The sequence below is a fragment of the Pseudomonas sp. B34(2017) genome, from assembly GCF_002112915.1.
GTDB lineage: Bacteria > Pseudomonadota > Gammaproteobacteria > Pseudomonadales > Pseudomonadaceae > Aquipseudomonas > Aquipseudomonas pharyngis.
On sequence record NZ_NEJA01000008.1, the window covers coordinates 263015 to 287139 of the forward strand.

Annotated in this window: 21 protein-coding genes; 14 read left to right on the forward strand and 7 right to left on the reverse strand. The window is 63.1% G+C overall.

All coding sequences use genetic code 11. The annotated features are described in order from the left end of the window. Nucleotides 1-39 precede the first annotated feature (39 nt). Nucleotides 40-912: a thioredoxin gene (trxA, locus tag CAF80_RS25275; RefSeq protein ID WP_039771930.1), complete on the forward strand. Its 873-nt coding sequence runs from the start codon at nucleotides 40-42 to the stop codon at nucleotides 910-912. A gap of 5 nt (nucleotides 913-917) precedes the next feature. On the opposite strand, the gene CAF80_RS25280 is transcribed toward trxA, so the two are convergent. Further along, nucleotides 918-1277, reverse strand: coding sequence for a hypothetical protein (locus tag CAF80_RS25280; RefSeq protein WP_085668099.1), 360 nt, complete (start codon nucleotides 1275-1277; stop codon nucleotides 918-920). 134 nt (nucleotides 1278-1411) lie between these two features. Between CAF80_RS25280 and CAF80_RS25285 the strand changes: the two genes are divergently transcribed. The 5 genes from CAF80_RS25285 (at nucleotide 1412) to CAF80_RS25305 (ending at nucleotide 5381) form a co-directional block, all read left to right on the forward strand. Next, complete coding sequence (locus CAF80_RS25285) at nucleotides 1412-2005, forward strand: DUF2796 domain-containing protein (protein WP_039771934.1); 594 nt, start codon at nucleotides 1412-1414, stop codon at nucleotides 2003-2005. Between the two features lie 14 nt (nucleotides 2006-2019). After that, the gene (locus CAF80_RS25290) at nucleotides 2020-2730 is read left to right on the forward strand and encodes an ABC transporter ATP-binding protein (protein WP_085668100.1); all 711 of its coding nucleotides are present in this window, start codon (nucleotides 2020-2022) and stop codon (nucleotides 2728-2730) included. Between the two features lies 1 nt (nucleotide 2731). After that, nucleotides 2732-3997 carry an ABC transporter permease gene (locus tag CAF80_RS25295; RefSeq protein ID WP_039771938.1) on the forward strand — a complete coding sequence of 422 codons (1266 nt, stop codon included), beginning with the start codon at nucleotides 2732-2734 and terminating at the stop codon, nucleotides 3995-3997. Between the two features lie 11 nt (nucleotides 3998-4008). Beyond that, nucleotides 4009-4527: a DUF3299 domain-containing protein gene (locus CAF80_RS25300; protein ID WP_039772003.1), complete on the forward strand. Its 519-nt coding sequence runs from the start codon at nucleotides 4009-4011 to the stop codon at nucleotides 4525-4527. A gap of 155 nt (nucleotides 4528-4682) precedes the next feature. After that, nucleotides 4683-5381, forward strand: a complete 699-nt coding sequence (locus CAF80_RS25305; RefSeq protein ID WP_039771940.1) for an OmpW family protein — start codon at nucleotides 4683-4685, stop codon at nucleotides 5379-5381. Between the two features lie 177 nt (nucleotides 5382-5558). Here CAF80_RS25305 and CAF80_RS25310 read toward each other — a convergent pair whose 3' ends face one another. Together CAF80_RS25310 and CAF80_RS25315 are read right to left on the reverse strand one after the other, a co-directional pair. Beyond that, a complete protein-coding gene (locus CAF80_RS25310; protein ID WP_074691642.1) occupies nucleotides 5559-6488 on the reverse strand; it encodes an NAD-dependent epimerase/dehydratase family protein in 930 nt (309 codons plus the stop codon). Continuing rightward, entirely contained in the window at nucleotides 6481-7365 is an 885-nt protein-coding gene (locus CAF80_RS25315) for a sugar nucleotide-binding protein (protein ID WP_074691645.1), read from the reverse strand. Before CAF80_RS25315 ends, CAF80_RS25310 begins: the two co-directional genes overlap by 8 nt. A 178-nt stretch (nucleotides 7366-7543) precedes the next feature. Between CAF80_RS25315 and CAF80_RS25320 the strand changes: the two genes are divergently transcribed. Beyond that, nucleotides 7544-11839, forward strand: coding sequence for a DEAD/DEAH box helicase (locus CAF80_RS25320; RefSeq protein WP_085668101.1), 4296 nt, complete (start codon nucleotides 7544-7546; stop codon nucleotides 11837-11839). On the opposite strand, the gene CAF80_RS25325 is transcribed toward CAF80_RS25320, so the two are convergent. Continuing rightward, on the reverse strand, nucleotides 11833-13938 hold the full coding sequence (locus CAF80_RS25325; RefSeq protein ID WP_085668102.1) for a mechanosensitive ion channel family protein: 2106 nt from the start codon (nucleotides 13936-13938) through the stop codon (nucleotides 11833-11835). The genes CAF80_RS25320 and CAF80_RS25325 overlap by 7 nt on opposite strands. Nucleotides 13939-14275: 337 nt before the next feature. Between CAF80_RS25325 and CAF80_RS25330 the strand changes: the two genes are divergently transcribed. The 5 genes from CAF80_RS25330 to CAF80_RS25350 all read left to right on the forward strand — a co-directional run bounded on the left by CAF80_RS25330 (nucleotide 14276) and on the right by CAF80_RS25350 (nucleotide 19575). Continuing rightward, entirely contained in the window at nucleotides 14276-15487 is a 1212-nt protein-coding gene (locus tag CAF80_RS25330; RefSeq protein ID WP_085668103.1) for an MFS transporter, read from the forward strand. A 101-nt stretch (nucleotides 15488-15588) separates the two neighbouring features. Continuing rightward, nucleotides 15589-16515: a DUF72 domain-containing protein gene (locus tag CAF80_RS25335; RefSeq protein ID WP_085668104.1), complete on the forward strand. Its 927-nt coding sequence runs from the start codon at nucleotides 15589-15591 to the stop codon at nucleotides 16513-16515. Beyond that, the gene (locus CAF80_RS25340; protein ID WP_085668105.1) at nucleotides 16512-17309 is read left to right on the forward strand and encodes an endonuclease/exonuclease/phosphatase family protein; all 798 of its coding nucleotides are present in this window, start codon (nucleotides 16512-16514) and stop codon (nucleotides 17307-17309) included. The genes CAF80_RS25335 and CAF80_RS25340 overlap by 4 nt, the downstream gene beginning before the upstream one ends. Continuing rightward, nucleotides 17306-18592, forward strand: coding sequence for a cardiolipin synthase ClsB (clsB, locus tag CAF80_RS25345; RefSeq protein WP_085668106.1), 1287 nt, complete (start codon nucleotides 17306-17308; stop codon nucleotides 18590-18592). Before CAF80_RS25340 ends, clsB begins: the two co-directional genes overlap by 4 nt. Beyond that, entirely contained in the window at nucleotides 18589-19575 is a 987-nt protein-coding gene (locus CAF80_RS25350; protein WP_074691660.1) for a lysylphosphatidylglycerol synthase domain-containing protein, read from the forward strand. Before clsB ends, CAF80_RS25350 begins: the two co-directional genes overlap by 4 nt. 29 nt (nucleotides 19576-19604) lie before the next feature. Here the strand turns inward: CAF80_RS25350 and CAF80_RS25355 are convergent, their stop codons facing one another. The 3 genes from CAF80_RS25355 to CAF80_RS25365 form a co-directional block, all read right to left on the reverse strand. After that, nucleotides 19605-20363, reverse strand: a complete 759-nt coding sequence (locus tag CAF80_RS25355; RefSeq protein ID WP_085613353.1) for a S9 family peptidase — start codon at nucleotides 20361-20363, stop codon at nucleotides 19605-19607. Further along, the gene (locus CAF80_RS25360) at nucleotides 20353-21459 is read right to left on the reverse strand and encodes a DUF3182 family protein (RefSeq protein WP_085668107.1); all 1107 of its coding nucleotides are present in this window, start codon (nucleotides 21457-21459) and stop codon (nucleotides 20353-20355) included. Before CAF80_RS25360 ends, CAF80_RS25355 begins: the two co-directional genes overlap by 11 nt. A gap of 177 nt (nucleotides 21460-21636) precedes the next feature. Next, nucleotides 21637-22632 carry a GlxA family transcriptional regulator gene (locus CAF80_RS25365; protein ID WP_085668108.1) on the reverse strand — a complete coding sequence of 332 codons (996 nt, stop codon included), beginning with the start codon at nucleotides 22630-22632 and terminating at the stop codon, nucleotides 21637-21639. 100 nt (nucleotides 22633-22732) lie between these two features. On the opposite strand from CAF80_RS25365, the gene CAF80_RS25370 reads away from it, so the two are divergent. Further along, nucleotides 22733-23287, forward strand: a complete 555-nt coding sequence (locus tag CAF80_RS25370; RefSeq protein WP_085668109.1) for a cysteine hydrolase family protein — start codon at nucleotides 22733-22735, stop codon at nucleotides 23285-23287. A gap of 153 nt (nucleotides 23288-23440) precedes the next feature. Next, on the forward strand, nucleotides 23441-24109 hold the full coding sequence (locus tag CAF80_RS25375) for a YjfI family protein (protein WP_039771966.1): 669 nt from the start codon (nucleotides 23441-23443) through the stop codon (nucleotides 24107-24109). The last annotated feature ends 16 nt before the right edge of the window (nucleotides 24110-24125 follow it).

The window sequence follows — 24125 nt, forward strand, 5'->3', positions numbered from 1 at the left end:
CCGTATAGTTGCCCCATTCACGCTTTTACGAGATACCCCATGAGTCAGCAAACGCCGTACATCTTCGACGCCACGACGGCCGACTTCGACCAGTCGGTGATCGAGGCTTCCTTTCAAAAACCGGTGCTGGTGGATTTCTGGGCCGAATGGTGCGCGCCGTGCAAGGCGCTGATGCCGATGCTGCAAGGGATCGCCGAGAGCTATCAGGGCGAGTTACTGCTGGCCAAAGTCAATTGCGATATCGAGCAGGACATCGTCGCCCGTTTCGGCATCCGCAGCCTGCCGACTGTGGTGCTGTTCAAGGACGGTCAACCGGTGGACGGCTTTGCCGGCGCGCAACCGGAATCCGCCGTGCGCGCCCTGCTCGAACCCCATGTGCAGATGCCGGCGCCGTCCGCCGCCGATCCGTTCGAACAGGCTCAGGCACTGTTTGACGAGGGCCGTTACGCCGACGCGGAAGCAAAGCTGGTCGTGCTGTTGGGCGAGGACAATACCAACGCCAAGGCGCTGATTCTTTACGCTCGTTGCCTGACCGAACGCGGTGAGCTGGGCGAAGCGCAAACCGTGCTCGACGCGGTCAAGAGCGACGAACACAAGGCTGCACTCGCCGGTGCCAAGGCGCAGATCAAGTTCCTCGGCCTGGCCCGTGACCTGCCGGACCCCGCCGACCTGAAGAGCCGTCTGGCGCAAAACCCGCAGGACGATGAAGCGGTGTATCAACTGGCGATCCAGCAACTGGCCCGTCAGCAATACGAAGCGGCGCTGGACGCATTGCTCAAGCTGTTCATCCGCAACCGCAGCTACGGCGAAGGCCTGCCGCACAAGACCTTGCTGCAAGTGTTCGAACTGCTGGGCAACGATCACCCGCTGGTGACCGCTTACCGGCGCAAGGTGTTTGCGGCGCTGTACTAACCTCCTTACTCGATCCAGCTGTAGAGCGGCGTATCCCCGCCGCTCGCCACCTTCACATCTGCCGAATGACGCAGACGCACCAGCAAGCGCTTGCCCGCCGCTGCGCTGCCGGTCAGCCCTTCGAGCTGTCCCAGCAGCTCCGGCCCGCTGAGTTGCCCGGCCTTGCGCAACAGATCCCTGGCGACCTGCCACAACGCGTCATCCTGATTCACCGGTTTCGCCACCGGCGCCGCCGCTGCTGTCTGCGGCTGGGCCGTTTGCACCTGTACACCAAACTGCGCACCGAGCCGCGCCCAGTCGCTTTCATCCAGTTCCAGGGTCAAATCCACCGGCAAGTCGCCGACGGTTCCGCGTATCCGCAACATAAGCTTTCTCCCGCACATTTCTGACCTGCATGCTCCCATGGCACTTGTGTAACGCCAAGCGGGCGGGCAAACTCTGCGCACTTTCGTTATAAGATTACATAACAAACTCTTCACTTTACTTCCCGGAGACCATCATGCGTCGTCTGCTGCTCGCTTTGCCGTTTGCCCTGTTGCCGCTGGCCATCGCCCAGGCTGCCGATGAGCATGATCACGACCATGAGCACGGCAGCCTCGCTGCCCACGAACATGGCGTTGGACGCCTGAACGCCGCGCTCGACGGCCAGACCCTGGAGCTGGAGCTGGAAAGCCCGGCGATGAACCTTGTGGGTTTTGAACACGTCGCCACCAGCGATGCCGACAAGGCCAAGGTCGCCGCCGCCCGCGCGCAACTGGAAAAACCGCAGGCTCTGTTCAGTCTGCCGGCCGCCGCCGGTTGCAAAGTCACCCATCAGGAGCTGGAAAGCCCGCTGTTCGGCGACAAGCCGGATGCCGACGACCACGACGAAGAGGAGGCCGGCAAGGACGGTCACGAGCATCATCACGACCACAGCGAAATCCACGCCCACTACCAGTTCAGCTGCGCGGCGCCGGGCGCGTTGAAAACCCTGGATCTGGCGAACCTGTTCAATACCTTCCCGGCCACCCAGAAAATTCAGGTACAACTGATCGGCCCGAGCGGCCAGCAAGGCACGGAAGTGACGGCCAAGGCCGCCGCCCTGAAGTTCTGACACGAAACGGCGCCATGACCCAAGCACTCATCGAACTGTCCGACCTGAGCTTCAACTGGCCCGGTCACCCGCCGCTGCTGGACATCCCGGCGTTTCGTCTGGAGGCCGGCGAAACCCTGTTCCTCAAGGGACCCAGCGGCAGCGGCAAGACCACCCTGCTCGGCCTGCTCGGCGGGGTGCAGAAACCCGGTCGCGGCAGCATTCGCCTGCTCGGCCAGGAGCTGACCGAACTGGGTGCCGGCGCCCGTGATCGCTTTCGGGTCGACCACACCGGCTACATTTTCCAGCAGTTCAACCTGTTGCCCTTTCTCTCGGTGCGCGAGAACGTCGAGCTGCCGTGCCACTTTTCGAAGCTGCGTGCCGAGCGTGCCAAGCAACGCCACGGCAGCGTCGATCAGGCTGCTGCCACCCTGCTCGCCCACCTGGGTTTGAAGGACGAAAGCCTCCTTAGTCGCCGCGCCGATTCGCTGTCGATCGGTCAGCAGCAACGGGTCGCCGCTGCCCGCGCCTTGATCGGGCAACCGGAACTGGTGATCGCCGACGAACCGACCTCGGCACTGGATTACGACGCCCGGGAAAACTTCATTCGTCTGCTGTTCGCCGAATGCCGCGAAGCTGGCTCGAGCCTGTTGTTCGTCAGCCACGACCAGAGCCTCGCGCCGCTGTTCGACCGTCACCTGTCCCTGGCCGAACTCAATCGCGCCGCCACGTCTGCCGAGGTCTGAGATGTATCTGTTCCGTCTGGCCATGGCCAGCCTCGCCAACCGGCGTTTCACCGCCCTGCTCACTGCTTTCGCCATTGCCCTTTCCGTCTGCCTGCTGCTGGCCGTGGAACGGGTGCGCACTGAAGCCAAGGCCAGTTTCGCCAGCACCATCAGCGGCACTGACCTGATCGTCGGCGCCCGTTCCGGTTCGGTGAACCTGTTGCTGTATTCGGTGTTCCGCATCGGCAACGCCACCAACAACATCCGCTGGGACAGCTTCGAACACTTCGCCAGCAACCCGAAGGTGAAGTGGGCGATTCCGATGTCCCTCGGCGATTCCCATCGCGGCTACCGGGTGATGGGCACCACCGAAGCGTATTTCGAGCATTACCAGTACGGGCGTCAGCAACATCTGCAACTGGCGGATGGCCGCGCCTTCGCCACCGATCCGTTCGAAGTGGTGCTCGGTGCCGAAGTGGCCGAAGCGCTGCATTACAAGCTCGGCGACAAACTGGTGCTGGCCCACGGCGTGGCGGCGATCAGTCTGGTCAAGCATGATGACAAGCCGTTCACCGTGGTCGGCATTCTCAAGCGCACCGGCACCCCGGTGGACCGCACGCTGCACATCAGCCTCGGCGGCATGGAGGCGATCCACATTGACTGGCACAACGGCGTGCCGGCCCGTGGCAACGGGCGAATCAGCGCCGATCAGGCACGCAACATGGACCTGACGCCGCAAGCGATCACCGCGTTCATGCTCGGCCTCAACAGCAAGATTTCGACCTTCGCCCTGCAACGGGAGATCAACGAATTCCGTGGCGAACCGATGCTTGCGATCCTGCCGGGCGTGGCCTTGCAGGAGTTGTGGAGCCTGATGAGCACCGCTGAAAAAGCGCTGTTCGTGGTCTCGCTGTTTGTGGTGCTGACCGGGTTGATCGGCATGCTCACGGCAATTCTCACCAGCCTCAACGAACGCCGCCGCGAGATGGCGATCCTGCGTTCAGTGGGCGCGCGGCCGTGGCACATCGCGAGCCTGCTGGTGCTGGAAGCGTTCGCTCTGGCGCTGACCGGGGTGATCGCCGGGCTGGCGTTGCTGTATATCGGCATCGCTGCGGCACAGGGTTATGTGCAGGCCAATTACGGTCTGTATCTGCCGCTGGCCTGGCCAAGCGAGTATGAATGGACGCTGCTCGGTGGCATTCTGGCGGCCGCGCTGCTGATGGGCAGCGTGCCGGCCTGGCGCGCGTATCGCCAATCTCTGGCCGACGGCCTGTCGATCCGTTTATGAGGATGTTCACCATGCCCCGCGCCGTGCTTGCGCTGTTGTTGCTGGTCGCCCTGCCCGTGTGGGCGGCGGCGCCAAAAGACCTGACCTGGTCGGAAATGATCCCGCCGGACGCCGCGCCCGAAGTGCCGAACATGACGCCGCTGCACGACCTGTCGAAGATGGGCGACGCGCTGTCGGCGGAGTCCGCGCCAGCGGCCAAACAGGACATGCCCAACGCCCCCGTGGTGCAAAGCCTCGATGGCCAGAACATCCGCCTGCCGGGCTACATCGTGCCGCTGGAAGTGAGCGAAGAAGGTCGCACCACGGATTTCCTGCTGGTGCCGTATTTCGGCGCCTGCATCCACGTGCCGCCCCCGCCGTCGAACCAGATCGTGCACGTGAAAAGCGAACTCGGCGTGAAGCTCGACGAGCTGTATCAGCCGTACTGGGTGGAAGGGCCGTTGCAGGTCAAGCAGTCCACCAGCGAACTGGCCGATGCCGGGTATCAGATGGAAGCTGACAAGATTTATGTGTACGAACTGCCGGAGTAAATCTGCTGGTTCTTTATTGCTTGTCAGCGATGGGGCCATGAAAGTTCCACAAAAACCCGGGGTATCACTGTTTCATTGAGCTGAGTCAAAAGACCGTATCAGACGGATTCGTACCATAGGACATCAAACATTTTTAACGTCCTTTGGGAGCTTCCATGAACAAGTCCTTGCTCAGCGCCTCGCTGTTTGCCCTCGCGCTCGCAGCCCCGCTCGCCCACGCCCACGAAGCCGGCGACATCATCGTTCGTGCCGGTGCGATCACCGTCAACCCGAAGGCCGACAGCTCCAGCGTCAAGGTCGATCAGGGTCCGCTGAGCGGCACCAACCTGGGCGGCAAGGCGACCATGAGCAGCGACACCCAACTGGGCCTGAACTTCGCCTACATGCTGACCAACAACATCGGTATCGAGCTGTTGGCCGCCTCGCCGTTCGAACATGACGTGAAGCTCAAGGGCACTGCCCTGCCAGCCGCCAACGGCAAACTCGGCACCCTCAAACACCTGCCGCCGACCCTGAGCGTCGTCTACTACCCGCTGGACGCGAAGTCGGCCTTCCAGCCGTACATCGGCGGCGGCATCAACTACACCTGGATCTACGACGAGCACGTCGGCAGCGAAGCCCAGTCCAACGGCTTCAGCAACTTCAAGGCGAAAAACTCCTGGGGCCTGGCCTGGCAGGTCGGCGCCGACTACATGCTGACTGACAACATCATGCTCAACGCCCAGGTGCGCTACATCGACATCGATACCCGCGCCACCGTCGAGAACAACGCCGTGGCCCCGGGCACCCGTGCACGGGTGAATGTGGACGTTGATCCCTTCATCTACATGGTTGGTCTAGGCTACAAGTTCTAAAGAACGTTCACGTGGTGGTGAATGAGGCTTGGTGGCGGGCAGCTCAGAACTGACGGCGATGTTACGCCATCGACCGGGGAGCAAGCTCCCTCGCTACAGGAAACCGGTTTGAAAGCCGAATTCCGGCCGTGAAAAAGGCGCCTGTCAAAAGGCGCCTTTTTCATGTCTGCAAGAAGCTCAGCGGCCGAGCAGACGGGCCAGGCCGACGCTCATCGGCGTTGGCGTCGGGCACTTGAATCGTTCCAGCAGCCGGCTGTTGTTCGCCCGCGAGTGGCGGATGTCACCGGAGCGCGCCGGGCCATAGCTGACGGGCGGCAACTCGCCGACCACCGCTTCGAGCGCGGCCAGCATCTGCTTGAGGTTGGTCGCCTGATTCCAGCCGACGTTCACCGCACCGACGTCCACTTGCGGCGTCTCGATCGCCTGCACCAGCACATCGACCAGGTCTTCGACGTACATGAAATCCCGGGTCTGCTCGCCATCGCCGAACACGGTGATCGGCAGGCCTTTCTGCGCGCGTTCGCTGAAGATGCTGATCACCCCGGAGTACGGCGAGGACGGATCCTGGCGCGGGCCGAAGATGTTGAAGAAACGGAAGATCGCCGGCTCCAGACCGTGCTGGCGGCGGTAGAAATCGAAGTACTGCTCGCCGGCCAGTTTGTCCGACGCGTAAGGCGTCAACGGTGCCTTGGGCGTGTCTTCGTCAATCGACTCGCCTTCGCCATTGTTGCCGTAGACGGCCGCGCTGGAAGCATAAAGCACGCGTTTGACGCCGGCCTCGCGCATGGCTTCGCAGACGTTCAGCGTGCCGATGAAATTGCTCTGGTGGGTTTTCACCGGATCGTCCACCGATGCCTGCACCGAAGCGACGGCGGCGAGGTGTGCGACCGCGCTGCAACCCTGCATTGCCTGTGCGACCAATGCGGCATCGGCCACATCGCCGACGATCAGTTCGACCCTGGGATTATCCAGCGGCAGATTGCTGCGCTTGCCGGTCGACAGGTCATCGAGGATCCGCACCGAATGGCCCTTGGCAAGCAGCGCGTCAGTCAGGTGCGAGCCGATGAAACCGGCACCGCCGGTGATGAGAACAGGGCCTTCAGCCATGACGATAAAACCTATCCAGTAAGCCCGGGAGTGCGGCACGCCAGGCGCGCGGCTTGATCCCGAAGGTGTGCAGAATTTTCTTGCAGGCGAGTACCGCGTGTTGCGGTTCTTCGGCGGCATCCGGCCGCGCGGCGTGGGCCTGGGCGGTCGGCGCTTCGATGGCCAACGGGTGCAGGCTGCGCGCTTCGGAGAGAATCGCCTGACCCAGTGCCAGCGGCGTGGTCGCCTCGTGGCCGGCGTAGTGGTACGTGCCCCACAGCGGCGCGGCGCAATCGAGTTGTTTGAGCACCGAAATGATCACCCGTGCCGCATCGTCGACCGGCGTCGGATTGCCACGGCGGTCATCGGCCAGCAGCAGTTCTTCCGGCTGTTCGGCACGGGCCAGGAAGCGCCCGAGGATCCCCTCCGGGCTGTCGTCGAGCAACCAGCCAAAGCGCAGCAGCACATGTTGCGGGCAAGTGGCGCGAACGCTCTGTTCGATCCGCCACAACGCCTGACCGCGCAGGCCCAATGGCACCGGTTCGTCCTTTTCGCTGTAGGCAGTGGCGCGGGAACCGTCGAACACCCGATAACTGGACGGCTGCACCAGCACGATGTTGTGGTGCTGGCACAGTTCGGCCAGGCGTTCGATGGCGCGTTCCTGCCCGGCCAGACGGCTTTCACTGACGACCTCGGCCTGGAACCAGTCGAAATAGTAGGCAAGGTTGATCAATGCATCGGGACGGGTGTCGTCGAGCAATTGGGTCAGGCTCGCGGCATCCCAGCCGTCTTCGGGCGGGCGGGGGGCGAGGAAACCGATGTCTTCCTCCGCACCGAGGCGAATCAGCGCCTGCCCAAGGGCATTTCCGCCGCCCAGTAACATAAGGCGCATTCGCATAGAGTCAGCAGGCCCAGTCTGATTGGAACGATGGCTTTGGCGACGATGCTTGTGACACCGTCGTCGATAATTGCCGGAATCGTTGCATTTTGCGGGTTTAGTGCGCAACCGTCACCCGTAAAGTGTAGATCCCGAGCGGTACTTGCAACTTCGCCCACCCACCCGCATAACTGGAGCCATGAATCTGCCCCTTCCCACGGACGCGGCGCTGGCAGGCTTTCACCCCGCCGTCAGCGCCTGGTTCAGCAGCACCTTCCCGACGGTAACCGCCGCCCAGGCCCGCGCATGGCCGTTGATCCGCCAGCGCCGTTCGACGCTGATCGCCGCGCCCACCGGTTCCGGCAAGACCCTCACCGCGTTCCTTGCCGTGCTCGACGAACTGGTCCACCGTGGCCTGGAAACCCCGGACGGTCTGCCGGACGAGACGCTGGTGGTCTACATTTCGCCGCTCAAGGCACTGTCCAACGACATACGCATCAATCTGCAGAACCCGCTGGCCGGGATTACCGAGCAGTTACGCCAGATGGACCTGCCGGCGCTGGAAATCACCACCGCCGTGCGCACCGGCGACACCCCGCAGAAAGACCGCGCCGCCATGCGCAAGAGCGCGCCGCACATTCTGGTGACCACCCCGGAATCGCTCTACGTGCTGCTCGGCTCCGAGTCCGGGCGCAAAATGCTCGGCACCACGCGCACGGTGATCGTCGATGAAATCCACGCCATCGCCGCCGGCAAACGCGGCAGTCACCTGGCCTTGAGTCTCGAACGCTTGCAGGCGCTGTGCGCCGAACCACTGACCCGCATCGGTCTGTCGGCCACGCAAAAACCGATCGATGCCGTCGCGCGGTTTCTGGTCGGCCATGGGCGCCCGTGCGAAATCATCGACATCGGCCACGCGCGCCCACGGGATCTGGGCATTGAAGTACCGCCGGTGCCGTTGTCGGCGGTGATGGCCAATGACGTCTGGCAACTGGTCTACGACCGCCTCGCGGCACTGGCCCGTGAACACCGCACCACGCTGATTTTCGTCAACACCCGACGTCTGGCCGAGCGCCTGAGTCGACACCTCAGCGAACGCCTCGGAAAAGACGCCGTGGCCGCGCACCACGGCAGTCTGGCCAAGGAGTTTCGCCTCGACGCCGAACAACGGCTCAAGCGTGGCGAGCTGCAAGTGCTGATCGCCACCGCCTCGCTGGAGCTGGGCATCGATATCGGCGAAGTCGACCTCGTCTGTCAGATCGCTTCACCGCGCTCGATTGCCGGTTTTCTGCAAAGAGTCGGCCGCTCCGGGCACCAGGTCGGCGGCACGCCCAAGGGCCGCCTGTTCGCCACCACCCGCGACGATTTGATCGAGTGCGCCGCCCTGCTCGACTGCGTGCGCCGGGGCGAACTCGATACGCTGCACATCCCCAAGGCGCCGCTGGATGTGCTGGCGCAGCAGATCATCGCCGAGGTCAGTTGCCAGGAATGGGCCGAAGACGATTTGCTCGCGCTGTTCCGCCGGGCCGAGCCCTACGCCCGCCTCGACGAAAAACATTATCAGGCGCTGCTGGGCATGCTCGCCGAAGGCTACAACGGCCGTCAGGGCATCCGCAGCGCCTACCTGCACCGCGACGCCGTGAGCCGAACCCTGCGCGGACGACGCGGCGCACGGCTGACCGCAGTCACCAGCGGCGGCACCATCCCCGACAATGCCGACTACAGCGTCTTGCTCGAACCCCAAGGGCTGAACATCGGCAGCGTCAACGAAGACTTCGCCGTGGAAAGCATTGCCGGCGACGTGTTCCAGCTCGGCAACGCCTCTTATCGGATCCTGCGGGTGGACTCCGGCAAGGTGCGGGTCGAAGACGCCCAGGGCCTGCCGCCGACCATTCCGTTCTGGCTCGGTGAGGCGCCGGGACGCAGCGATGAACTGTCGGCGGCCGTGGCGCGCCTGCACGCGCAGCTGGATCAACTGCTCAGCGCCAGCCCCGGCAACCTGCAACCGGCCCTCGACTGGCTGACCGACACCCTCGGCCTGAACCTGGCCAGCGCCGAACAACTGGTGGATTACCTGGCCCGCGCCCGCCTCGCCCTCGGTGCGTTGCCGTCGCGGGACACGCTGCTGATGGAGCGGTTTTTCGACGAGTCCGGCGGCACCCAGCTGATCATTCATTCGCCGTTCGGCAGTCGTATCAACCGCGCCTGGGGCCTGGCCCTGCGCAAGCGCTTCTGCCGCACCTTCAACTTCGAATTGCAGGCCGCCGCCAGCGAAGACGCGATCGTCCTGTCGCTGTCCACCAGCCACAGTTTCGAACTCGACGAGGTCTGGCGTTACCTGCACAGCAACAGCGCCGAGCACATCCTGATTCAAGCGGTGCTGGATGCGCCGCTGTTCGGTGTGCGCTGGCGCTGGAATGCCGGGGTGGCGCTGGCCCTGCCGCGTTACACGAGCGGACGCAAGGTCGCACCGCAATTGCAGCGGATGAAAAGCGAAGACCTGATCGCCAGCGTGTTTCCCGATCAGATCGCCTGCCTGGAAAACCTCGCCGGTGAACGGGAAATTCCCGAGCATCCGCTGGTGGAACAGACCCTCGACGACTGCCTGCACGAGGCGATGGACAGCGAAGGCTGGCTCGAACTCCTGCGGCGCATGGAGCGCGGCGAAGTGCGGCTGATCGCCCGCGACCTGCCGGCGCCCTCGCCGCTGGCGGCGGAAATCCTCAGCGCCCGGCCCTACACCTTTCTCGACGATGCGCCGTTGGAGGAGCGTCGCACCCAGGCCGTGCTCAACCGCCGCTGGAGCGATCCCCAATCCACCGATGACCTCGGCGCGCTGGACGCCGACGCGATCAACGCCGTGCGCGAAGAGGCCTGGCCGACGCCGAACAGCGCCGATGAAATGCACGAAGCATTGATGAGCCTGGCCTGCATCAGCGACCGCGAAGTCGAGGCCAATCCGCAGTGGCGCGATTGGCTGAATACCCTGGCAGAAACCGGACGAGCCTGCCGATTGCAGATCGGTCCCGAGCACTCACTGTGGCTGGCGAGAGAACGCCTGACCTGTCTGCAAGCGCTTTATCCAAAGGCGCATTCTGAACTGGCCGCGTTGCCCGGTTTCGACGAAGCATGGACCGCCGATGAGGCACTGATCGAAGTGATCCGCGCGCGGCTCGGCGCATTCGGTCCGCTACCGCTGGCGGCGATTGCCGAACCGCTGGCCCTGATGCCGGCCGCTGTTCATCAAGCCCTCGCTCATCTGGAGCGCGAAGGTTATGTACTGCGCGGCCGCTTCACGCCGGGATCGACCGTTGAAGAATGGTGCGAACGGCATCTGCTGGCGCGAATTCACCGCTACACCGTCAAGCGTCTGCGCCGGGAAATCGAGCCGGTGGCGTTGCAGGATTTCATGCGGTTTCTGTTCGACTGGCAGCATGTGTCCCCGTCCACCCGTGGTCAGGGCAACGCCGTATTGCCGGTGATTGTCGGCCAGTTCGAAGGCTACCCGGCCGCCGCTTCGGCCTGGGACAGCGACATTCTTCCGGCGCGGCTCAAGGATTATTCACCGAGCTGGCTGGATGATCTGTGCCGCAGCGGCAAGGTGGTATGGACGCGCCTCAGCGCCCGGCAAAACAGCAGTGGCACGGCATTGCGCAGCACCCCCATCGTGTTGCTGCCGCGCAGTCAGGTCGGCTTGTGGAGTGCGCTGGCCGAGCAGACGCTAATCAGTGAACTGTCGCCCAAAACCCGCAAGGTGTTCGACGCACTGAGCCAGCACGGCGCGTTGTTTTTCGATGAGCTGATTCATGAAGCACACCTGCTGCGCACCGAGCTGGAAATCGCCTTGCAGGAACTAGTCGGCGCCGGGCTGGTGAATGCCGACAGCTTTGCCGGATTGCGGGCGCTGATCACCCCGGCGAGCAAGCGCCAGCAGCGCAGCAGTCGACGCGGGCGCGGGGCGTTTGTCGGTGGCATGGACGATGCCGGGCGCTGGGCGCTTTTGCGTCGCGGGCCGGTGGTGGAAAACCGTCAAACGGCGTCGCCCGAAACCCTCGAACACATCGCCATGACCCTGTTACGCCGCTATGGCGTGGTGTTCTGGCGCCTGCTGGAACGCGAGGCCGATTGGCTGCCGAGCTGGCGCGAACTCCTGCGCACGTTCCATCGACTGGAAGCGCGGGGCGAGATTCGTGGCGGGCGCTTTGTCAGCGGTCTGGCCGGCGAGCAATTCGCCCTGCCCGAGGCGATTCCGTTGCTGCGCGAAGTCCGCCGTCGCCCCCATGACGGCAGCCTGATCGCGGTGTGCGGCGTCGATCCGCTGAACCTCGCCGGCACCTTGTTGCCGGGGGCGAAAGTGCCGGCACTGGCGAGCAATCGGTTGGTGTATCGCGACGGATTGCCGGTCGCTGCCGAGGTCGCGGGCAAGCCGCAATTCTGGGTGGAACTGGACTCCGCCGCCATGAGCGAAATCCGCAACAAGCTGACCCGTCACTGAGTGCGCGCCTGCTCCGGCAACACCACTGACGAATGCGCCGGCGCCACCTCGTCGTCCTGTCGCTTGGGCAACAGAACCTGCTGTGGATAAGTCTGCGCGAAATGCACCCACGGGCTGTTATCCACAAGCTTTTTCAGGCGCTGGTTGAACGCGCGACTCACCGCGTACTGCCCGCCAGACACCGTGCGGAACTGCGCGGTCAGCACCACGCCGTTCAGGTCCATCTTGTCCACCCCGAACACATCCAGCGGCCCTTGCAGGTTGTACTTGAGGAACGGGTCTTCGCGGATCGAATCCCCTGCCTCGCGAATCAGCTCGATGGCCTTGTCGACATCAGTGTCATAGGTGAACTGCACCGAGAAAAACGCGAACGCAAACTGTCGCGATTGATTGGTCACAGCCTTGATCTGGCCGAACGGCACCGAGTGCACGAAGCCCTTGCCGTCGCGCAGGCGCAGGGTGCGAATGGTCAGGCCTTCGACCGTGCCGGCATGCCCGGAATCGAGCACCACCCAGTCGCCGATCGACAGGGTGTCTTCGATGATGATGAACAGCCCGGTGATCACGTCCTGCACCAGTTGCTGCGAGCCGAAACCGATGGCCAGGCCGACCACCCCGGCACCGGCCAGCAGCGGTGCGACGTTGATCCCGAGATTGGCCATGGTGGTGATCGCGCAGATCACCACCAGGATGATTTTGATCGCATTGCGCAGCAGCGGCAGGATGGTTTTCACCCGGGTGCTGGGCTGGCGCGCCGAGCGTTTGCTGACCGGTGGCTTCAACGCTTCCTGAATCGCCGTGTCGAGCACCACCCACAACAGCCACGTCACGAGGAAGATCAGACCGATGCTGCTCAGGGCATTGCTGATCGCCCGACCGACCGTGCTGCTTTGCGCAAAATCGAGCAGCGACACACCCCAGATCCGCCCGAGAATATCGATGAACACAATCGCAATGACGATCCGCAGCAAGGCGTGCAACAGGCTGAGAAAGCGTTCCTTGTAGGCACTGCTGCGCTGGATCGCCTCGGCCCTGCGCGATTTGAACAGGTGTTGCAGCACGGTGCTGAGAAACACCGTACCGATCAACAGCACCGTGGTGAGCAATGCGCAGCGCAAGGCCTTTTGATTGTCCTCGCCAATGCCGATCAGATTAACCGCCGAGACCAGCACCATCAGCACGATCGGCCAGTACCAGAGCCCGGAAAAAATCCTCAGGGACTCCTGCAGCGACGGCTGTTTCAGGCGCTGTGCCAGCGGGCGATTGCGGATCAGGTGCGCCACCGGCCGACGCAGGCGAATCACCAGCAGACCGAAGATGATCGACGCCAGCAGACCGGTGAACACCGCGATGCTGCTGGTGATGTTGCCGCCCAGTTGCCGGGCGATCTGCGGGCTGGTCAGGGCGTCACTCAACGCGGCGAGAAAGCCGATCAGGAACAGCGGTTTCGGGCAGTAGTCGCGGATGATCTGCACGGCGCGGCGCTTGTGGCCGACATTGAACATCACCACCACGCACAACAGCATCGACGTGGAAAATATCCCGCTGCTGGTGGCGTAGGCAAAACACAGCGCCAGCGCTCGCCCCACCGAGGCCGACAGAAAATGGCTGACGTACAGGGTCAGCGGCAGGCAGATCAGCGCGGGCAGCGTGTAGGGCAACAGGTAACCGAGCAGGTCCTGACTGCGCTGGCGGGTGCGCAGCCAGCGCCCTTCCCGCAGACGCTTGCCCAGCACGCTGCCGAGCACCGTCAACACGGCAAACGTGCCCAGCCACACGCCGGACAGCATCATGAAATCCCCCGCCACGCTCCAGCCTGAGCGGTTCGAAGGTTGATTGACCAGCCTGTCGACTTCATCCGCCGCCCGATCGGCGCGCAGGCGCCAGGCGTCGACCAGATGTTCGTTGAGGTCGAGCTTGTCCTGCACGTCGTCGATGCCGGAACTGATGGCGCCGAGCAGTCCGCCCTGCACGATGGGCTCCGGTTTGGCCGGCTCTTCACTGGCCGCCGCAACGCCCGGCAGGCTGGCGGCTTGCACTGCATGGCCGCCGAACAACAGCAATGCCCCCAATAGAATCGCGATCCTGAACCTGGTCAAAACGCAGAGCTCCCTTGGTTGAACCTGTAAGGAACTGATCGGTTTTGGCCCGGCAAGTTCGGTTTTTGCGGTTGATCGTTCCCAAGCTCCACTCCCCTCGTTGATCGTTCCCACGCTCCGCGTGGGAATGCAGCCAGAGACGCTCCGCGTCTCGAAGAGCGGACGCAGAGCGTCCACGGAGGCATTCCCACGCAGAGCGTGGGAACGATCACCTTGCGATCACCTTAGGGGCTGATATTTGCGTCGCACGCAAATATCAAATGCCCATCCCTGTATTTTTCCACCCCCACCAAACCCTGACACTGCGCTCCATTCAATCCTCAACCGGAGTGCCGTCATGCCCATTGCCCTGCTCGCGCTGACCCTCAGCGCTTTCGCCATCGGGACGACCGAGTTCGTCATCGTTGGCCTGCTTCCCACCATCGGCGCCGATCTCGGCGTCAGCCTGCCGTCCGCCGGTCTGCTGGTCAGTCTGTATGCCCTCGGCGTAGCCATCGGTGCGCCGGTGCTGACCGCCCTCACCGGCAAGGTCCCGCGCAAACTGTTGCTGCTGTCGCTGATGGTGCTGTTCACCCTCGGCAACCTGCTGGCCTGGCTGGCGCCGAGTTATGAATCGCTGGTATTGGCGCGGATCGTCACGGGTCTGGCCCATGGCGTGTTCTTTTCGATCGGCTCGACCATCGCCACCAGCCTGGTGCCCAAGGAGAAAGCCGCCAGTGCGATTGCGATCATGTTCACCGGCCTGACCGTGGCGCTGGTCACCGGCGTGCCGCTGGGCACGTTCATCGGTCAGCATTTCGGCTGGCGTGAAACCTTCCTCGCCGTGTCAGCACTGGGCGTGATCGCGTTTATCGGCAGCCTGCTGTATGTGCCGAACAACATTGCCCACAGCAAACCGGCGTCGCTGTTGCAGCAATTGCAGGTGCTCAGGCAACCACGCCTGTTGCTGGTGTACGCCATGACCGCCATTGGCTACGGCGGCTCGTTCATCGCCTTCACGTTCCTGGCGCCGATCCTCCAGGACATCTCCGGTTTCAGCGCCGGCACCGTCAGCCTGGTGTTGCTGGTGTACGGCGTGTCGGTGGCGGTCGGCAACCTCTGGGGCGGCAAACTGGCCGACAAACGCGGGCCGATCAGCGCGCTGAAAATCATCTTCGCCCTGCTCGCCGCCGTGCTGTTCGTACTCACTTTCACCGCCGCCAACCCGTGGCTGGCACTGGCCACCGTGCTGGTCTGGGGCGCGGTCGCCTTCGGCAACGTGCCGGGCTTGCAGGTGTATGTGGTGCGTCAGGCTGAACATCACACACCGCACGCCGTGGACGTGGCCTCGGGGCTGAACATTGCCGCATTCAACCTCGGTATTGCCGGTGGCGCGTGGGGTGGTGGTCTGATCGTCGAGCACATCGGCCTGATTCACACCGCGTGGATCGGCGGCCTGGTGGTGCTGGTGGCACTGGCCCTGACGGCCTGGAGCGGTCGCCTCGATCGCCTGGGCCCGGTATACGCCGAACCCGCCGAAGGCTCGGCCCGGATCGTCACCGGGCACTGATCAAGCCAGCCCGACCGTCCGTAATCCCGTCGAAACTTTCCGCGACCGCCCGCAGTCATCCACAGACAGAGGCCGTATGGGGACTTTCGACGGGAGGCGGCATGGCTACGATTCACATCGGTATTTCAGGCTGGCGTTACGCCCCGTGGCGCGGGGACTTTTACCCGAAGGGGCTGGCGCAGAAACGCGAATTGCAGTTCGCCTCACGGGCGGTCAACAGCATCGAAATCAACGGATCGTTCTATGCCCTGCAACGGCCGGAACGCTACGCCCAGTGGTACGCCGAAACGCCGGACGATTTCGTGTTCAGCATCAAGGCACCCCGTTTCATCACCCACATCCGCCGTCTGCGCGATATCGAAAAACCCCTGGCCAATTTCTTCGCCTCCGGGGTGCTGGAACTGAAGGAAAAACTCGGGCCGGTCCTTTGGCAATTCCCGCCCAACTTCACTTTCGACCCCGAGCGTTTCGAAGCCTTTCTCGACCAGTTGCCCCACGACACCCAGGCCGCTGCCGCCCTCGCCCGTCAGCACGACTCACACCTGCACGGCCACGCGAGCCTGAAGGCCTACGGCAAAAAAACGCTGCGCCATGCCGTGGAAATCCGCAACGACAGTTTCATCGATCCCGACTTCGTGCGCCTGCTCAAGCGCTACAACACTGCGCTGGTGATCGCCGACACCGCCGGGAAATGGCCGTACCGCGAAGACCTCACCAGCGATTTCGTCTACCTGCGCCTGCACGGTGCCGAAGAACTTTACGCCAGCGGCTACACCTCAGCTGCGCTGCAACGCTGGGCCGAACGGATTGATGACTGGCACCATGGCCGGCAACCGGGCGACGCCCATTTGATCGCCCCGCGCCTGAAGCCTCGGGCCCGTAAATCCCGCGAGGTGTTCTGCTACTTCGACAACGACATCAAGGTCCGCGCGCCGTTCGATGCCCGCAGCCTGTTGCAGCGATTCGATCTGGATAAAACACTCGAAACCGTGCCCGGCGAACCGGCCGCCGAAGGGGTACTCGCATGAGCATTCCCGAGCCGCTCGGCTTCACCGACGAGCAGTCCACGGTCATCACCACCGAGCGCCGTTTCACTGTGCTGACGGTGAACACCCACAAGGGTTTCACCGCCCTGAACCGGCGCTTCATCCTGCCGGAATTGCGCGAAGCGGTGCGCAGCGTGTCCGCCGACGTGGTGTTTCTTCAGGAAGTTCACGGCACCCACGAACATCATCCCAAGCGCTACAACAATTGGCCGACGATGCCGCAGTACGAATTTCTCGCCGACAGTCTCTGGCCGCAGTTCGCCTACGGCCGCAACGCCGTGTACCCGGAGGGCGATCATGGCAATGCGGTGCTGTCGAAATTCCAGATCGTGCGCCATGACAACCTCGACGTGTCGATCAGCGGCCACGAAAACCGCGGGCTGCTGCATTGCGTGCTGCGCCTGCCGGGAGACGACCGTGAAGTGCATGCGATCTGCGTCCACCTGGGCCTGCGCGAAAGCCATCGCAACGCTCAGTTGGCTCTGCTGAAAAAGCGCCTGGCCGAACTGCCCGAGGATGCGCCGGTGATCGTCGCCGGCGATTTCAACGACTGGCGCCAGCGCGCCGATGCCTTGCTTGAACCCTGTGGCCTGCGTGAAGTGTTTGCGGCGCATCACGGCAAACCGGCGCGCAGTTTTCCGGCCCGCATGCCGTTGCTGCGCCTGGACCGGATCTACGTGCGCAACCTCAAAGCCAGCCAGCCCAAAGTGCTGGCGAACCGTCCCTGGTCACACCTTTCCGACCATGCACCGCTATCGGTGGAGATTGAACTATGAGCAGTGCACCGCTGGAGAAGTCCGCCGTAGAACCGGTCAGCATCACCCCACCCGTGCGCGAGCCCGGCACCGTCGATGTCGAGTATCGCTGGCAGGGCAACAACCGGATCGAGCTGCTGGAAAACGGCGAAGAGTATTTCCCCCGGGTGTTCGAAGCGATGCGCGCGGCGAAAAGCGAAATCCTGCTGGAGACCTTCATCGTCTTCGAAGACAAGGTCGGCAAGGAATTGCAGGAGATTCTGATTGATGCCGCCCGGCGTGGCGTGCGCACCACCGTCAGCCTCGACGGCTTCGGTTGCGGCGAATTGAGCACCGGCTATCTCGCCGCGCTGAGTGAAGCCGGCGTGCATTTGCAAATCTTCGATCCGGCCCCCAAGCATCTGGGTATTCGCACCAACTGGTTCCGCCGTTTGCATCGCAAGATTGTGGTGGTCGACGGGCTGGTTGCGTTCATCGGCGGGATCAATTTTTCCGGCGATCATCTGGCCGATTTCGGTCCCGAAGCGAAGCAGGATTACTCGGTGGAAATTCAGGGCCCCGCGGTGGCCGACATCCATCATTTCGCCCTGCTGCAAAGCGGCCGTCCGGGACGGGCGAGGTTCTGGTGGCAACGGCGCCGGCAGCGTCGCGCCGAGATGGCGTTTGACGATCACGACGGTCAGGTACGTCTGGTGTTCCGCGACAACGATCGCCACCCCACCGATATCGAAGATGTCTATTTGCAGGTACTGCGCCGCGCCCAACGGCGGGTGGTGATTGCCAACGCCTACTTCTTTCCCGGCTATCGCCTGCTGCGCGAAATCCGTAACGCTGCCCGGCGCGGGGTCGAGGTGCGGCTGATTCTGCAGGGGCAGCCGGACATGCTGGTGGCCAAACTCGCCGCGCGCATGACCTACGACTACCTGCTCAAGGCCGGGGTGCAGATTCACGAATATTGCGAGCGGCCGTTGCACGGTAAAGTGGCGCTGGTGGACGAGGAATGGAGCACCGTCGGCTCGAGCAATCTCGATCCGCTGAGCCTGTCGCTGAACCTGGAAGCCAACGTGCTGATCCGCGACCGCGCCTTCAATAGCCACCTGTTCGAACGCCTCGAAGACCTCAGCCACAACCACTGCAAGGCGATGGACGCCACGAAATCGCCACGCGGACGGATCTGGCACATGACCGTGGGCTTTCTGGTGTTTCACTTCCTGCGGCATTTTCCGGCCATGGCCGGTTGGCTGCCGGCGCACAAGCCACGACTCAAACCCTTTTCCCATGCCGCCGGGAGCGATCCTTCATGAGCCATTCCGAAGCCCACGCAGCCGTGCATCCGGCACCGGCGAGCAAGTCCCGCTGGAGTCGCTGGAAACGTCCGCTGACCCTGTTGTTCTTTCTGGCGCTGATCGTTTTGCTGACGATGTTCGCCAGTCGCATCGAATGGGCCGAAGTGCTGCAAACCCTCGCCGACTTCAAGGTGCGCACGCTGATCATCGCCTCCAGCCTGACCTTGCTGAGCTTTCTGGTGTACGCCAGTTTCGACCTGATCGGCCGCACTTACATTCGTCAGGACCTGACGTGGAAACAGATCCTGCCGGTGGGCGTCATCAGCTATGCATTCAACCTCAACCTCAGTGCATGGGTCGGCGGGATCGCCATGCGTTATCGGTTGTACTCGCGGCTCGGGGTGAGCAAAAGCAACATCGCCAAGATCCTCGGCCTGAGCCTGGCGACCAACTGGTTCGGCTACATGACCATCGCCGGCGTGGTGTTCGCCAGCGGGCTGGTGCGCATGCCACCGGGCTGGAAAGTCAGCAGCGGCGCGTTGCAGGGCATTGGCGTGTTGCTGCTGTTGGTCAGTGTCGGTTATCTGGTCGCCTGCCAGTTTTCCCGGCGTCGCGAGTGGTCGATTCGCGGGGTGGAAATCAACCTGCCATCGCTGCGCATGGCGGTTCTGCAATTGCTGCTCGGGGCGCTCAACTGGTCGTTGATGGCGGCGGTGATTTTCACCTTGCTGCCGAGCAAGCTCGACTATCCGCTGGTGCTCGGGGTGCTGCTGATCAGTGCGATTGCCGGGGTCATCACCCACATTCCCGCCGGGCTCGGCGTACTGGAAGCGGTGTTCGTGGCGCTGCTGCAACACGAGGCCTCACGCGGCAGTCTGGTGGCGGGGCTGCTGGCGTATCGGGCGATTTATTTCCTGCTGCCGCTGCTGATCACCGTGGTCATGTATCTGGTGGTAGAAGCCAAGGCCAAGGCGTTGCGGATCGAGAAGAAACCCAAGTGATCCTTAGCGCCTGACCGGCCGACGCGAACTCATGTGGACTGAATGATGCTCAACCGCTCACCCACCACCATCTCGGTGATCCAGTCGACCAGGATTGAGGTGTAGGCCTGCTGAGAGGTCGGATCGCTCAGGGCATGGTCGGCGCCGTCGATGATGCGGTGGGTCAGCGAATGGGTCTGCTGGCATGCGGCGCGGTAACTCATGATCGTCGCATGGGGCACGTACTCATCGGTTTCCGACTGCACCAGCAGCACGTCCCCGGTGAATTGCGAGCAGGCGTGTAAGGCGCGGTTGCTGTCGGCGCGGATCAGCGTGCTGCGATAATCGCGCAGATCGGCCTTGTCCAGCTCGCGCTTGGGCGTGTGCCATTGCTCGTCGCGGTACAGCGCCGGCACCCGCAGCGCCAGCCAGCGCACCGGGCGCAGCGAGGTCAGAATTGAAGCGAGGTAACCGCCATAGCTGGTGCCCACCACCGCAATGGCCGAAGTGTCCAGTGCCGGATGGGCGAGCAGCCGATCGTAGGCCGCCAGCAAGTCACGCAGGTTGTCTTCGCGGGTGACCCGGCTCAGCGGAATGCCGGTGCCGCCGGTGTGCCCGCGCAGGTCGAACGTCAGGCACACACAACCCAGGCCGGCGATGCCTTTGGCCCGTTCCAGATCCCGCTCCTGACTGCCGCCCCAGCCGTGCACGAACAACACGCCGGGGACTTTCGATTTGGGACTGAGAAACGTCCCGCTCATCTGTTCATCATCAATGTCGATTTGAATGCTTTCGCTTCTAGCCGTCATAGGATTTGACCGTTACGTATTTGAGGAGAAAGTCGCTGTTCTCTGCCGGCCCGCGATACACCTCGATGGCATCCGCCGGCAGGTCCTGATCGGTATAGGTTTCCACCGACGACACGCGGATCGCGCGCATCGAGGGATCGTTGACGAAACTTTGCAGCGCCGCCACTTCCGCGCTGCTGGCGCCGCCCATGCGCCAGGACTGCTCGAGCACGCCACTGCGCGGCCGGCCTTCGCTGTCCAGGCCCTGGGCGATGTCGTAATTGCGCCGCGAGGCATAGAAATGCGGATAGGCTTCGTCCGCCGCCCGGTCGAACACCTGCGCCTGCTGAATGGCCAGACGCACGTCGTCGGGCAGATCCAGCGTCAGCAGATCCTCGTAACCGCCCTGCACCACCAGCAGGTTCGAGCCGCCGTACACCTCTTCGCCGTGGGCGTCCTTGGTCAAGTATTGATCACCGCAGTAACTCAGCACCCTGCCGCCGATGAACGACTGGCCGACGCTGTGGGTAACTACCTGACTCAAATCCTGCTCCAGCACCACGCCATCGCTGAACAATTCTTCAGCCTCGGGTCGGGCGAGGATTTCATCGAACGCATCGAGACTCTTGATCACTTCCTGACCCCGCCCGGCACAGGCGTGGATGGGCTTGATCCGGATCGGGCCGCTGTACAACAGATGTTCGGCGGCGGGCCGTGCATCCTCCAGCGCAAAAACACTGAGCCCGTCCAGCACCACGGTGCGCACCCGCTCGGAAAACAATGGCGACCAGCCTTGCGGCGCATGGGCCTGATGGCTGCGCAAACCGTGGCTGATGGCTTTGGTGCAGATGAAATCGTGCTCGACAAAACCGCCCCACAAATCGTCCGGGCCGCTCACGCCCAGTTCGCGGGCCGCAGCGCCAACGAGGGTCTGGGTCGGCAGCAGATAAATATCCCGGCCGCGATGTTTTTCAGCGTCGTAACTGCCGCCGAACTTGAGGCCGAGGATCTGCGCCAGCCATCGCGCGAGGGCCTTGTTGGTCTGCACTTCATGTTGTGGTGCGCCGGGCCGGACCGAATGGGCGACGACCACTTTCCTGCGGGATGTCGGGGTCATGCGTCCCCCTCCAACGGCGGGTTGAATGTAGGTCAGAGGGTGCAGAGATCAGGCCAACCGGGGCTCGCCTGAAACACTCTGAAAATCAGCCACTTGAAAAACCCGTACTGGCACCGCGCCCGTTTCAATCTGCACGACCGCGCTGCAGGGTCCGGCATTTTGCACGACGGGTACGTTTTACTTCGCCACGGTAGGCGGCGGACTGACGCCGAATCGCGCGCGATATTCACTCGGCGCCAGCCCGGTGATTTTCTTGAACGTCGCGCGAAAGGCGCCCGGATCCTGATAGCCCACCGTCCACGCAATGTGATCGATGGTGCCATTGGTGAATTCGAGCATTTCCCGGGCCTTGCCGACCCGCAGGTGCTGACAGTATTCGGTGGGTTTCAAGCCGGTCGCCGCACGGAACCGGCGCAGAAATGTTCGCTCCTCCAGACCCGCACGTTCGGCCATCGCCGTCAGCGAGACATCGGTCGCGCCGGTGCCCTGCAGCCAATGCTGAACCTGAAGAATCGGCCCGTCGCCATGATTGAGGATCGGCGCAAAATTGCTGCCGCACGCACTGGCGCTGTCGCTGTGCTCCACCACCAGAAACCGCGCGGTGCTGCTGGCGATGCTCGGCCCGAGCAATCGGTCCACCAGACGCAAACCAAGCTCTGACCAGGCCATCAGCCCCGCCGTCGTTATCAGGTCACCGTCGTCGACAATCGGCGTGTCGGCCTTGAGCCTGATCTTCGGGTAACACTCGGCGAAGGCCTTGGCCGAAGTCCAGTGCGTGGTAGCGCTGCGACCATCGAGCAACCCGCTCTCCGCCAGCAGCCACGAGCCGACACAAACCCCGCCAAGCGTCGCGCCACGAGCATGTTGTTCACGCAGCCAGGGCTGCAGCCCGGCCGGCATCTGTGCCGCGGAAAAACCGGCAATCGACGGCGGGATCAACACCGCCAGCAAACCGTAGTCGGCTCCGGGATGACTGTCGTAAACCCGCACGGGCGGGTGGTCGTCATCGACCTGCCAGTGGCTGATCCGCAGCAGCGGCAATTGCGTGGCCTGGTGTTCGGCGGCGATCCGGTTGGCGACCCCGAACAGGTCGGTCAGGCCATGCACCGCCGCCATCTGCGCCCCGGGATACATCAGCACGCCCAGTTCCGCGACGGTCCTTTCTGCACCCATTGTCAGTTTTCCCCTGTGTATTGTCGGTGCGGCCAATCCTCGAAACCGTGGCCAGCGCCAATACTGAACCCACGCCAACCCACACTTCGAGGACACACCCATGGCCAAGCAAGCGCTCATCGTAGTCGATATCCAGAACGACTACTTCCCCCAAGGCAAGTGGCCGCTGGTCGGTGCCGACGCCGCCGCCGACAACGCCGCCCGGCTGATCGCGGCCTTCCGTGAAGCCGGTGATTCGGTGGTGCACATCCGCCACGAATTCACCTCGCCCGAGGCACCGTTTTTCACCCCGGGCTCCGAAGGCGCGAAACTGCATCCGAAAGTGCTCAACCGCGCCGATGAGCCGGTGGTGCTCAAGCACTTCGTCAACTCGTTCCGCGAAACCGAGCTGCAATCGATCCTCGACGAACAAGGCATCAACGAGCTGGTGGTGGTCGGCAGCATGAGCCACATGTGCGTCGACGGCATCACCCGTGCGGCGGCCGATCTGGGTTACACCGTTACGGTGATCCACGATGCCTGCGCCAGCCGTGACCTGGAATTCAACGGTCTGACCGTGCCCGCCGCCCACGTGCATGCGGCGTTCATGTCGGCGCTGGGGTTTGCCTACGCCAGCGTGGTGTCCACCGACGAGTTCCTCGCCGCCAGCCGCTGAGCTCTGCTCTGATACAACTGGAAATACCTGCGCCCGCCTCGCTGCGGGCGTTTTTTTGTGGGTCAAGAAAATCTCACGCGTGAGCCATTGATGGCATTTTGATTTGGTTGTAGTGTGGCTCACGCGTGAGATGTTCATAACGGAGTCATCGCCATGAAAAGCCGCTCCCCTGCCACCCAGTCAGAGAGCCCAAAGGGAGTGCGCTCGACACCGTCCGCGAAAAAACCGTCGAGCTTCTACATGAAGCAGATGCGCGCGGGCCTGGCTGCCGCCGGTTATGTGAAACACGAAACTTGGGTGCTTCCGGAAAACCGAAGCTTGCTCAAGCAAATGGAGCAACAGCTACGCCAACCGATTCTGGCTGGCTCTTTCATGTCGGAGAATTACATGAGCGCAGGCAACAACTGGAACATCGATAGCCTCTACAACGCTTTCAAGGCGCTGGACGAGGTGGCTTCGCAAGAGATCACGCTGTCTCTGATCCAGAGCTCCGAACCCAGCCTCAAGCTGGAAATGAACGAATTCGGCGGTCTGCCGATTCACATCGCCCTCGCCGGTCAGCAGATCATTGTCGACACCGTGCTGGTGGACATCGATTCGATCACCGACGTGCGCGCGTTCAACGACGCCGTGCTGCGCAGCCGGGAAATGTTCCCGCTGTCGTCGATCGGCATCGAGACCATGCCCAACGGCCAGACCGTCTACAACATGTTCGGTGCACTGAGTGCCGACTCGAGCCTGACCAACGTGGTCACCGAGGTGAAAACCCTGGTCGACAACGTGCAGCGCGCCAGCGAAGCCTTCGAACACTTCTTCAAGTAATCAACAGGGAAAATCC